Below are 12,454 nucleotides of genomic sequence, written 5' to 3' on the forward strand. Positions count from 1 at the left end.
ACTTGGGGCATGCCTGAACCCAGTTACTGCCGCCCGCTTGCCTTTCATCGCTTTGTCTCTGCGCTGCCTCAGATCGACACGGCGGAGGGACTATTTCGCGCGGCCTTTGCAATCTCACTGCATGAGCGCCCCGAGGCCGAATTCGGGGAAGCGGAATCTATTGTCAACCAACTCAGCGAAGCAGTGCGGCAGCGAGTGCGATCCGCTAATCCCCAGGCGCTCTTAGCGCATTTGCACGACGTGCTGTTTGAAGTCTTCGGTTTGCGCGGCAACACACGCGATTACTACAACCCCGCGAACAGTTATCTGGGAGACGTGCTACGAAGCCGGCAGGGCCTGCCTATCGTCTTGGTATTGATCTATAAGCGAGTGGCAGAGCCGCTAGGGCTCGTTGTGCATGGCATCAATTCGCCCGGGCATTTTCTCGCGGAAGTGTCGACCGAACGGCCCAATGAAAAGTCGATGTTCGTCGATCCGTTTTTTGGCGGCGGGATTTTGACCGCTGAGGAAGTTTTTGAGCGGATCAGCCAAGCCACTGGACAAGCGGTGATTCCCTCCCCTGCCCTACTGTCTCGTGCGACTCCTGAGCAATGGCTGGCGCGGATGCTGACCAATCTGCAAGCGGCCTTTTCCGCGGCAGGACAGGAACGCAACGTATATGCGATGCAGGAGCTTTTTACGCTGATTGACCAGTGATTCGCTCGAAATACGAATGCAGGGTAAAATGCAAAGACTCACCGCTGCTCCCTTCGACGGAACTTTTCTTTGACGGAACTTTTGATCGTGCCTTGTGTCCGCCGGCTTATCATTTGTGTTGCGCTTTTGCTGTCGGGATGGTTGAGCAGCGGGATTTCTATGGTTTTGGCCGACGTGGCGGTGCTGAGCAATCGCACGGGGCGAGAACTTGTGGTCGAAATTATGCCGGGCGTGGGCGCGGCGAAGCAAATGGCAATCGCCAGCGGCGAATCACGGCCTGTGTTCTTTCAAGGCTTTGCACGGGTGCGGTTTGGCGATCAGTTCACGTCGCAATCTTATGAATTGGCCCCCAAGGCTGCCTACTTTTTTGCCCCCGATGCCGACGGGCAAACACTGCGTATGGAACGCATCGGTTTTGGGCCCAGCGATTCTGAACCGCTCAAGCCTGTGCCGTTTGATCCAAATCAGAAGTTAAGTGAAGGCGCCGTAACGGTGCCGATCAAAATTGCGGTCGATGATGATGAGCCGACTCACCGCACGGTTTGGGAACCGCGATTGCGGGACCGTGTTGCCAAGGCCTCGCAGATTCTTGAACAGCATTGTGGCGTGAAACTTGAAATCGTGGATGTGGCAACGTGGGAGTCGAACAATCAGATTCGTGATTTCTCGCGCTCGATGCGAGAATTTGAACGCGCCGTGCCCGCCACGCCGGCACAGCTGGTAATTGGTTTCAGCAGCCAATATGACTTTTCCGTGGGACCGATGCACTTAGGTGGCAGCCGCGGGCCATTGCATCCTTACATCTTGCTTAAAGAGCGTGCGCCCAATACCCAGGAGGCGGAAAAGCTCGAGCTGTTGGTTCATGAGCTGAGCCATTTTCTAGGGGCATCTCATAGCCCCGAGCCGAATAGCGTGATGCGGCCAATGCTCACCTTCAGCCAACTCCGGTCCACAGGATCCAAGATTTACATTGATCCAGTGAATGTGCTGCTGATGTCGCTGATGGCCGACGAAATGCGACAGAATAAGGTCAAGACTTTCGCCGAAGTTTCGCAACCGACGAAGGACCGCATGCTGGAAATTTATCGCGTGTTGCAACAAGCATTGCCGAACGACCCGGCGGCGATTATTTATCAAAGGTTGCTTGGCACTTCGAATGCGCCACAATTGGCGATGGAAGTCCGCGAGATATTGAGCCAGCTCTCGCAGTTCGCACGGCTCGAACAAGCGCGTGCCGAGAAAGCAGGAGTGAAAATTCCGGGCGACGATCTCACGGCGAGTTATGTGCGTGAGGCCGCGGTCATCGCTGCGGATCTGCAATCACCCACCGCGGCGAAATCCATGTTGCTCGCGTTGGGAGTTTTCTTCGATGACGTGGGTACGCTGCGAGCGTTTCCCGGAACGAGCAGTTTGGTTTCGCAATTGGAAACCGACGAACAACGTCGCACGCGGATCGGTGTGCTGGGACATCCCACGATGCGCGATCGGCCAGATCTCGCCAAACATTTCTTTGTTTCCGCTCACCTTGCCGCGACGATGGGGGGCAGCGCCGCGCGGGGCATGGGCCTCATGAAAGAAACTCTTGATGCGCAGGGAGGCTCGGGATTCAGCTTCGCGGACATGGCTGCCAATCGCGCGGGAATTGTGTTTGCAGAGAAGCTGCTTGCGAATGAGCTGACATTGGACGAGCTGACCAATTCTTTTGAGGTTGGTAATTTCATCCCCGAAATTAGCGAACTTGTGGAAGGTTTGCAGGGGGGCGATTTACAATCGCATCTTAAAAATGCGGAGACAAATCTCACCGCGGAATTGGATCAAATCGAACAGCGCATCCTCGATCTTCCGATTTATCAAAAAACGATTCGGAATTCTCGACAGCCGTGAGTTCCTCCGGCTTGGGGCAATTGCTGCTTCGATCTGAGGCGGCTAGAATGCGGAATTCTGGCATTATTTTGCGCCCCAGGTAAGCTGCGAAGCCGACCAGGAAGCGGTAGGATTTGTGTTTTTGCCGAACCGGAATTCTCGAATATGACTCGTCCCCGAAATCTTATCGTGGCCCAAAGTGGCGGACCCAGTTGCGTTATCAACAGCACGTTGCGCGGCATCGTCGAAGCAGCGCGTGATTCGGCCAGCGTTGGCACGATCTACGGTGGGCATCACGGCATCGAAGGAGTCTTGAAGGAAGAATTGATCGACCTGACGGCCCAATCGCCTGAAGAAATCGCCCTGCTCCGCTATACTCCCGCCGCGGGCTCGATTGGTACCTGTCGTTATAAGCTTAAGGATTGGCAGAACGAAGATTTCGACCGCATGATGGAAATCTTCAAGGCCCACGACATCGGCTACTTTGTTTACATAGGCGGCAACGACTCGATGGACACCGCCAACAAGGTGGCCAAGCTCGCCAACGAACGCGGCTTGGATATGGTGGGGATCGGTGCCCCCAAGACAATCGACAACGACGTCGGCGACAGCGAATTCAAGTTGATCGATCACACCCCCGGCTATGGTTCGTGCGCCAAGTATTGGATGCACATGGTGCAAAACGCCAACGAAGAGAACGCTGGTTCGTCGCCGGCTGATCCTGTGTTGGTACTGCAAGCCATGGGTCGCAAGATCGGCTACATCCCCGCCGCCGCGCGGTTGGCCGATCCGAAGCGAGAAATGCCGCTGCAAATCTATCTCGCCGAGCGGAAGTTCACGCTTGAGCAGATCGCCGATAACGTGAACGATCAACTCAAACGCGACGGCCGCGTGATGCTCGTGGTGAGTGAAGGCTTGGACGTCGGCGACATCGGCGCGGTGAAAGATTCGTTTGGACATACGTCGTTCAGTGCGAGCCAGATCAGCGTCGCGCAGATCATAACCAACTATCTCAACTCGAAGGGTTTGGCTGCCAAGGGTGCCGCACGTTGCAATGTTTCGGGCACCGACCAACGCAACTCGATTGGCTATGCTTCAGAAGTCGATCTCGACGAAGCCTACGAAGTGGGGGTGAAAGCTCTGGAACTTGCTGACAAGGGCCAGAGCGGCTTCATGTCGACGATCCTACGGAAGCCGGGGCCGAAGTATGGTGTGACGTATGACAAGGTTCCGCTTCCCGAAGTGGCGAACAGCGAACGGACCTTCCCCGACAAATGGATCCTGCCGAGCGGCATTGATGTGAGCGACGAGTTCTTGGCTTACTGCCAACCGCTCGTCGGCGACACGATGGTGCAACTTCCGATGGAAGAAGGCCGGCAGCGGCTCGCGCGGATCAAGCCGATCTTCGCCGAGCAAAAGCTAGCGAAGTATGTTCCACAGGCGGATCGTATGAAGGCCCCAGGCAATTAAAGTAAGAATGTTTACCACGAAGAGCACAAAGGTCACAAAGTTAATAATTTCAGAAGTGGAGATTGGTGATTGTCTTGCTACTTTGTGTGCTTCGTGTCTTTGTGGTTATTAATTGGATAGGTTAGGCATGAAAGATTACAAACCCCAAAAAGAGTTCTTGGTGGCCATCGATTCCGATGGCTGCGTGTTCGATACGATGGAGATTAAACACAAAGAGTGTTTTATTCCCGCGTTTATCAATCACTACGAACTGCAAGGCGCGAGCAAATATGCTCGTGAGGCTGCCGAGTTCGTGAATTTGTATTCCAAGAGCCGTGGTATTAATCGCTTTCCTGCTTTGGTCGAACAGCTCGAATGGCTCGCGCGTCGGCCCGAAGTAAAGGCCCGGGGGATCAAGGTTCCATCGCCGAAAGGCGTGATCGACTGGATCGCCGAGGAATCGAAACTGGGTAATCCGGCGCTGGAAAAAGCCGTGGCCGAGTCGGGTGATCCCGATTTGAAGGTGGCACTCGCGTGGTCGAAAGCGGTGAATGATGCCGTCGCCGACATGGTGCGTGGAGTACCTCCCTTTCCCAATGTGAAAGCCTGTTTGGACCGCTTTGCCGAGAAGGCCGACATGATCGTGGCCTCGGCGACGCCGAATGCTGCGCTCAAGGTCGAATGGGAAGAACACGGCATCGCGGGGCACGTACGCGAGATTTGTGGCCAAGAAGCAGGCACAAAAAAAGAAATCCTGGCGGTCGCGGCCCAATACGGCAAAGATAAGTGCTTGATGATTGGGGACGCCCCGGGTGATCATAAGGCTGCGGTGGCGAACAATTGTTTGTATTATCCGATTAACCCAGGGGCCGAAGAAGCAAGTTGGAAGCGGCTGCTCGACGAAGGCATCGACCGATTTTTCAACGGAACCTTTGCCGGCGAGTACCAAGAAAAGCTTGTTGACGAGTTCAACACCTACTTGCCCGCCACGCCCCCCTGGCCCGTGCATTAATAATATGAACCGTGGCCGAAGCGTCACGGACAACATCGTTAGCAATAAAGAAGCAAAACAATGGCTGAATTGTGTGATTTCGGTTTGATTGGCCTCGCCGTGATGGGTGAGAACTTGGCCCTTAACGTGGAAAGCCGCGGCTATCGCGTGGCGGTATTCAATCGCACGACCGAGAAGGTCGACGATTTGATGGCCGGTCGGGCGAAGGGGAAAAACTTCGTCGGCTGCCATTCGCTCGAAGAGTTGGTCAAGTCGCTCAAGACGCCGCGGAAAGTGATGATGATGGTCAAGGCGGGGCCTGCCGTCGACGATCTGATGGAGCAACTGATTCCCCTGCTCTCACCTGGCGATATTTTGATCGACGGCGGCAACACCTTTTATGCCGACACCGAGCGTCGCACCAAATATGTCGAAAGCAAAAGCTTACTGTTCTGTGGCACGGGCGTGTCGGGTGGTGAAGAAGGGGCGCTACTTGGCCCGAGCATGATGCCGGGTGGCAGCGAAGCCGCGTGGCCCGAGGTGAAGCCGATCTTTCAGGCGATCGCCGCGAAGGTGGGACCGAACAACGACATTCCTTGCTGCGAATGGGTCGGACCGCGTGGTGCCGGGCACTATGTGAAGATGGTGCACAACGGCATCGAATATGGCGACATGCAGTTGATTTGCGAAGCCTATTACTTGCTCAAAGAAGCGTTGGGCCTCACCAACGACGAACTCTACGACGTTTTCCAATCGTGGTACGACGGCGAGCTCAACAGCTATCTGATCGAGATCACACGCGATATTTTTAGCGTCAAAGACGATCAAGGGGGCGATGGCTACCTGGTCGACAAGATTATGGATAAGGCCGGAGCCAAGGGAACTGGCAAATGGATGAGCCAACTCGCGCTCGATCTGGGTGTGCCAAGCACGCTGGTGACCGAGGCCGTGTATGCCCGCTGCTTGTCGGCGATGAAAGATGCTCGCGTGCGGGCGAGCAAGGTTTTGAAGGGACCCTCGCCCAAGTACACGGGTGATCGCGCAAAGTTTATCGACCAGATTCGCCACGCTTTGTACGCCTCGAAGATTTGCAGCTATGCCCAAGGCTTTGTGCAAATGCAAGCCGCAGCGATCGAGCACGATTGGCCGTTGAATTTCGGCGAATGTGCGATGCTGTGGCGGGGCGGTTGCATTATTCGCGCGGTGTTCTTGGATCGTATTAAAGAAGCGTTCGACGCCGATCCCAAGTTGGAAAATTTGCTGCTGGCTCCGTATTTTCAAGAAACCGTGCAAAACGCGCAAGATGGCTGGCGGCATGTCGTGTCGACTTCGGCATTGTTGGGGATTCCCACTCCCGCCTTCTCGGCGGCACTCGCCTATTACGACGGTTATCGTCGCGACCGGCTGCCGGCGAATTTGCTGCAAGCTCAGCGTGATTACTTCGGCGCTCACACGTTCGAGCGCGTCGACAAGCCCGGCGTGTTCCACGCCGAGTGGATCAAGTTGCGTAAACAACCTGCCGACTGATTGTCTTTTCTCTTCCCGCACAAACATCACACCGCTTTCGAGAGTTGCATGGCTGCTGAGTTTCTTCAAAAACAGTTTGGCTTCGATGGCAAAGTGTGTGTTGTAATCGGAGGGACGGGTGTGCTGGGTGGGGCCTTGTGTGAGGGTTTGGCTCAGGCGGGGGCATACGTGGTTGTTGCGGGCCGCAATGAAGAGCGTGGCCAGGAGCGCGTGTCCGCCATCGAAAAGCTGGGTGGCAAAGCCTCGTTCGGCGCCGTTGACGCCACGTCGCGTGAGTCGATGCAGGAATTGCTCGATACGGTGGTGAGTCAGCATGGCCCCGTGTACGGCTTGGTGAACGGCACGGGCGTGAATTCGCCGACGCCGTACTTGGAGATTTCCGACGAAGAGCTCAAGAAGATTTTCGACGCGAATTTTTTGGGAACCCATTACGCCTGTCAGACCTTTATTCCGCACATGATCGAAAACGGCGGCGGTTCGATTCTCAACATCGGCAGCGTGACCTGCTTCTTGCCACTGTCGAAGGTTTACACCTACTCGGCTACGAAGGCGGCGATTTTAAGTCTCACACAGAACACGGCCCGTGAGTTCGCACCCCAAAAGGTGCGGATCAATTGCCTGTGCCCCGGTTTCTTTCCCGCAGAGCAGAATCGCAAGATTCTCAGCCCCGAACGAACCGAAGCCATCATGCGGCACACCCCCATGAATCGTTTCGGCAATCCCGAAGAATTGATCGGCGCGTCGTTGTTGTTGCTGTCGCCCACGGCGGGGAGTTTCATCACGGGGACGACGATTTACGTCGACGGCGGATTCACGGCGATGACGATCTGAGTACGCTGTCGGCTTTACAGAGTTCGCCAGTCGGGCTATCTTGCTGGCGCGTTGCGAATCGAACGAGAAACCTCGGTAGAGTCCTGCATGTCCGCCACGATTGTAATCTTTGGTGCTTCTGGTGATCTGACCAGCCGCAAGTTGATCCCCGCCTTGTATCAGGTGTTCCGCAAGGGACGCTTGAAGACGCCGCTCAATATTGTGGGCGTCTCGCGGACGGAATTTAGCAACGAGCAATGGCGGGCCGCGCTAGCCGAAACGACTGCCAAGTTCGCCGGTGACAGCTTTGACAAAGAAAAATGGGCGCAGTTCGCCGAGCGGATTTACTATCTGCCGGGTGATATCGGCAACTTGGAAGACTTTCAGAAGCTCGCCAAGTTTCTCGATGAGATGGAATTCGGCGAAGCGGGGACGCGGGTTTACTACCTTTCTACTGCGCCACGATTCTATATGCAGGCAGTCGAGCACCTGGGCAAAGCTGGAATGGCTTGCGAGGGAGACTGCCCGCGGCGGGTCGTGATCGAAAAGCCGTTTGGCACGGACCTGGCCAGCGCCAAGGAACTTAATCACGCGGTCCACGAAGTCTTTGACGAGCGGCAGGTCTATCGCATTGATCACTATCTCGGCAAAGAGACGGTGCAGAATCTGTTGGTGCTGCGCTTTGGCAATACCATCTTCGAGCCAATCTGGAACCGCAACTATATCGATCACGTGCAGATCACCGTGGCCGAGGAAGTCGAAATCGGCAGCCGCGCAGGATACTACGACACTGCCGGCATCATCCGCGACATGTTCCAGAACCATTTGCTGCAACTTTTGATGGTGACGGCCATGGAAGCTCCCGTGCGGTACGAGGCCGACGCGGTCCGCAATGAAAAAGTGAAGGTGCTGCATGCGATCCGCACGATGAGCCCCGAGAAAGTGCAGCACGACACATTCCGCGGGCAGTATCGTGGCTATACCGCTTCGCCGGGTGTGAAACCCACAAGTCGCACGCCGACGTTTGCCGCGATGAAATTGTGGATCGATAACTGGCGGTGGCAGGACGTGCCGTTTTATCTGCGAAGCGGCAAGGCGATGTCGTGCCGCACGACGCAGATCGTCATTCAATTCCACACCCCACCGCAAAAGCTCTTTGCCGGTGCGTCGTCGAACCTGTGCGAAGCGAATCGGCTGGTGATTCAAGTCCAGCCGGCGGAAGGCATTCAGATGCACTTCCAAACGAAGGTTCCCGACGCCGGGATGCGCACGCGCCAAACTGATTTGAGCTTTAACTATCAAAAAGAATTTCGCGACGTGATGCCTGAAGCCTATGAGCGGTTGCTCTTGGACGCGCTCGAAGGGGATGCGAGCCTGTTTGCTCGTGCCGACGAAGTGGAAGCCGCTTGGAAGGTGTGTGACCCCATCATTCAAGAGTGGAATGAACGGGATAAACCAACGCTGTTCATGTACGATCCCGGTTTCTGGGGTCCGGAAGAGTGCCAGGAATGGATGACCAACCAAGGCCGCGACTGGTTTGATACGTGCCCGGTGTTGGGGTAGGTGCTCAAACGGCGTGACAATGAAGAAATGCACAACGCCCAGGGATTGCAATCCCTGGGCGTTGACTTAATTGTTGTCCAAAACGAGGCAATCAGCTCAATGAAGCTTGTTTCTCGGCCGTGGGCGTGTACGCTAAAGTGTTTCACTAACGGCCAAGAATCACAGTAAGGCAATGTCCGAATCGAATTTTCCCACCCTTCCCGACAACATTCGCAGCGTGCAGCCCGGTGGCGGCAAATGCTACGCGATCGAGCTCGCATGGGGACGCTGGCGGCGTTGGTATCTCAAGATATTTCGCCCCGGCTACGTGCGCGAGATGGCCGCGCGGCGACTCGGGGATGCGAGCGGTGCGCCACACGAGATTCTCGATCCGCGCGATCTCAAGTATTGCTGCAATCTGTGTACGGCCCACTGGGCGCCTGAGGACGATCCGTTCTTGTGGCGGGAGCACTTGCCGTTCGCGCGGTGGGGCTTGGCGGAACTGCAACTGATGGGTTGGCCGCTGTTGGCAGCCACGATCTTGTTTGCTTGGTGGGGGCATTGGTGGTGGCTGCTCGCGGTGCCGCTCGCGGTGGTCTTCGGTTTGATTGTCTATTTCTTTCGCGATCCGCATCGCATTATTCCGCAAGGCATCAATGATATTGTTTCGCCCGCGGATGGCACGATTGCCGAAGTGACGGAAGTCGAGCACTACGATTTCCTTGATGGCCCCGCGGTGAGGATCGGGATTTTTCTTTCGATCTTTAACGTCCACGTCAATCGTTCGCCACGTGCGGCGCGCGTGGTCGATATGTGTTACAAGCCGGGCGAGTTTCTCAACGCGATGAACCCCGAGAGCGCGATCCGCAACGAATTCATGTGGATTGGCCTTGAGGAACTCGACAACCCTCAGCGGCGGTTGGCCGTGCGGGCGATTTCTGGCCTGATTGCCCGGCGAATCGTGTGCATTCTGAAGCCGGGGCAGGAGGTCCAGCGGGGCGAGAAATTTGGTATGATTAAGCTTGGTTCGCGGACGGAGTTGATACTTCCCCGCGATGCGGTCGAGGTGGCGGTCGTCGTCGGCGATAAGATCAAAGCCGGCAGCACGATCTTGGCACGTTACCGCGATTAATTTCCTACCAATCTGCATTGAAATAGCCCATGCGACCGATTCGCCCGATTGCCGTTTTGCCGACGTTATTCACGTTGGGCAATCTCGTGTGCGGTTTCTTCGCGATCGTCGTGGCCAGTCGGATCGCCAGCCCCGATTTGATCGATTTCGTGCCGGCCCCCAAAATCGATTCCGCACGGCAACTGCTCGACAGCACCGATCCCACGCACAACTTGATGCTGGCGGGACTTTTGATATTTCTAGCAATGCTCTTCGACACGTTCGACGGCCAAGTCGCTCGTATGACACGCACGGCGAGCGATTTCGGCGGGCAACTCGATAGCTTGAGCGACACGGTGTCGTTTGGCGTGGCCCCCGCGATTTTGCTCGTTAAGATGTGCCCTGATTTCAGCAACTTGCACAAAGAAGCCGTCTGGACGATTGCCGCGCTGTTTGCCTGCTGCGCCGCACTGCGGCTGGCTCGGTTCAACGTGGAAACCGATGAAAAAGACGACCACGGTGCTTTTTCCGGATTGCCCTCCCCTGCCGCCGCGGCAGTGATCGCCAGCCTCGCCGTGTTCTCGTACACGTTGCGGAACGAATTCAACTTTGAAAATTATGCAGGGTTCGACTGGTGGCTGCAAAGATTGTTGCCACCGTTCGCGGTGGCGGTGGCAGTGCTGATGGTATCCCGCGTCCCCTACCCTCACATTGTGACCCATTTGGTGCGGGGCCGTAAAAGCTTCACACACATCGTGGGGCTCGTGTTTGCGATCATGGCGATCCTGCTCGTGCGTTGGTTTGCCGTGCCGATTCTCTGTTTCGTTTATGTGACGGTGCCCGCCTTGCGATTCGGTTGGCAGTCGTTGAAGACGAAGCCACAAATGACGAAGCCGACCCAGCGTGGGGCCGTGTAGCCGATGTTCACGGGTCTTGTGCAAAGCTTGGCGGAAGTGAAATCGATCGTCCCAGTGGGGCCGGGCGTGCGGCTAGCGATCAGCGATGGCGAAATTGCCCAGCGCTCAGCGATTGGGGATTCGATCGCAATCAACGGGTGCTGTCTGACGGTCGTGGCGATTGAGGGCGCATCGCTCTCCTTTGAAGCGGGCGAAGAAACTTTGAGCCGCACGACTCTCGGCAACGTTCAGGCGGGGGATCGTGTGAATCTCGAGACTTCGCTCAAGATGGGCGATGAGTTGGGTGGTCATCTCGTGGCGGGACACGTCGATGGCGTTGGCTCGGTCGATGAACGAACCGACGACGCGGAGTGGTCGAAATTCTGGTTTCGGGTGCCGGCGGAATTGACCCGGCAAATGGCGAGCAAAGGATCGGTCGCCGTCGATGGCGTGAGTTTGACGTTGGTCGACGTCGAACATGAGCGATTCAGTGTGGCGCTGATTCCGCACACGCTTAAAGTGACGACGCTCGGCTTTCGGCAAGTGGGTGACCGCGTGAATATCGAAACCGACGTGCTGGCCAAATATGTGCAGCGCCAATTGGCTTGGCGAGACGAACAATAATTCTTCCTGCGATTCGTTGAATCGCGGCTTATGGGCATTATGAACAGACAAACAAAATCCTTTTTGATCTCACGCTTTCGCGAAATGGGGATTACCCCCGCGACGCGGCATGGGCAAAATTTTCTCATCGATTTGAATCTGCATCGCCTGCTGATCGATTCGGCAGAACTCACCAAAGATGACGTCGTCTTGGAAGTCGGCACGGGGACGGGCGCGCTCACGACGGAAATGGCCCGCCGCGCGGGGGGCGTCGTGACGGTCGAGATCGATAGCCATTTATACGAGTTGGCTAGCGAGGAGCTCTTCGAATACCGTCACGTGACGATGCTCAACTTCGATGCCCTGCATAACAAGAATGCCTTCGATCAACGGGTGATCGACGCCGTGGGTGAGAAACTGGCCGAAGCGCCGGGGCGAAAATTCAAGCTTGTTGCCAACTTGCCGTACAACATCGCCACACCAGTGCTGTCGAATCTGCTGCTCTGCCCGCACACGCCGGTGATGATGGTGGCGACGATCCAAAAGGAGCTGGGCGACCGCATCGTGGCCCAGCCTTGGAGCAAGGACTACGGGGCGCTGAGCGTCTGGATGCAGAGCCAGGCGGCAACCGAGATCGTGCGGATCATGCCCCCCAGCGTGTTCTGGCCGCAGCCGAAGGTCGACTCGGCGATTGTGAAGATCGTCACCGATTTCGAGAAGCGCGCAGCGATTCCCGATCTGAAATACTTCCATCAATTCGTGAAAACAATTTTCATCCACCGCCGCAAATACTTACGGGCGAATATCGTGGCCGCGATGAAGGAACATCTCTCGAAGCCTCAGATCGATGAAATCTTGAGCGAGATGCAACTCGGCGAAAATGCACGGACCGAAGAGCTCGACGTGGCAACGCTGCTACGGCTTACGGAGTTGGTACGAACGAAAGCGCCGGAGTGGAAGTTGTAA

At 56.1% G+C, this 12,454-nt stretch carries 11 protein-coding genes; all 11 read left to right on the forward strand.

Going from position 1 to position 12,454, the window contains the following annotated elements:
• The first annotated feature begins 9 nt into the window (after window positions 1–9).
• The 11 genes from SH678x_RS08930 to rsmA all read left to right on the forward strand — a co-directional run bounded on the left by SH678x_RS08930 (window position 10) and on the right by rsmA (window position 12,454).
• Complete coding sequence (locus SH678x_RS08930; protein ID WP_496922553.1) at window positions 10–696, forward strand: transglutaminase family protein; 687 nt, start codon at window positions 10–12, stop codon at window positions 694–696.
• 159 nt (window positions 697–855) lie between these two features.
• On the forward strand, window positions 856–2,580 hold the full coding sequence (locus tag SH678x_RS08935) for a hypothetical protein (protein WP_496922554.1): 1,725 nt from the start codon (window positions 856–858) through the stop codon (window positions 2,578–2,580).
• A gap of 144 nt (window positions 2,581–2,724) precedes the next feature.
• Window positions 2,725–4,029 carry a diphosphate--fructose-6-phosphate 1-phosphotransferase gene (locus tag SH678x_RS08940; RefSeq protein WP_496922555.1) on the forward strand — a complete coding sequence of 435 codons (1,305 nt, stop codon included), beginning with the start codon at window positions 2,725–2,727 and terminating at the stop codon, window positions 4,027–4,029.
• Window positions 4,030–4,156: 127 nt separating this feature from the next.
• Window positions 4,157–5,020, forward strand: a complete 864-nt coding sequence (locus SH678x_RS08945) for an HAD family hydrolase (protein WP_496922556.1) — start codon at window positions 4,157–4,159, stop codon at window positions 5,018–5,020.
• Window positions 5,021–5,080: 60 nt separating this feature from the next.
• Window positions 5,081–6,526: a decarboxylating NADP(+)-dependent phosphogluconate dehydrogenase gene (gene gnd, locus SH678x_RS08950; RefSeq protein WP_496922557.1), complete on the forward strand. Its 1,446-nt coding sequence runs from the start codon at window positions 5,081–5,083 to the stop codon at window positions 6,524–6,526.
• A gap of 48 nt (window positions 6,527–6,574) precedes the next feature.
• On the forward strand, window positions 6,575–7,357 hold the full coding sequence (locus SH678x_RS08955; protein WP_496922558.1) for an SDR family oxidoreductase: 783 nt from the start codon (window positions 6,575–6,577) through the stop codon (window positions 7,355–7,357).
• Between the two features lie 87 nt (window positions 7,358–7,444).
• A complete protein-coding gene (gene zwf / locus SH678x_RS08960; protein ID WP_496922559.1) occupies window positions 7,445–8,899 on the forward strand; it encodes a glucose-6-phosphate dehydrogenase in 1,455 nt (484 codons plus the stop codon).
• Window positions 8,900–9,071: 172 nt separating this feature from the next.
• Complete coding sequence (locus SH678x_RS08965; RefSeq protein ID WP_496922560.1) at window positions 9,072–10,010, forward strand: phosphatidylserine decarboxylase family protein; 939 nt, start codon at window positions 9,072–9,074, stop codon at window positions 10,008–10,010.
• Window positions 10,011–10,039: 29 nt separating this feature from the next.
• Window positions 10,040–10,906, forward strand: coding sequence for a CDP-diacylglycerol--serine O-phosphatidyltransferase (pssA, locus tag SH678x_RS08970; protein ID WP_496922561.1), 867 nt, complete (start codon window positions 10,040–10,042; stop codon window positions 10,904–10,906).
• 3 nt (window positions 10,907–10,909) lie between these two features.
• The gene (locus SH678x_RS08975; protein ID WP_496922562.1) at window positions 10,910–11,509 is read left to right on the forward strand and encodes a riboflavin synthase; all 600 of its coding nucleotides are present in this window, start codon (window positions 10,910–10,912) and stop codon (window positions 11,507–11,509) included.
• A gap of 39 nt (window positions 11,510–11,548) precedes the next feature.
• A complete protein-coding gene (rsmA, locus tag SH678x_RS08980) occupies window positions 11,549–12,454 on the forward strand; it encodes a 16S rRNA (adenine(1518)-N(6)/adenine(1519)-N(6))-dimethyltransferase RsmA (RefSeq protein ID WP_496922563.1) in 906 nt (301 codons plus the stop codon).

The organism is Bythopirellula superficialaquae, from assembly GCF_059632245.1.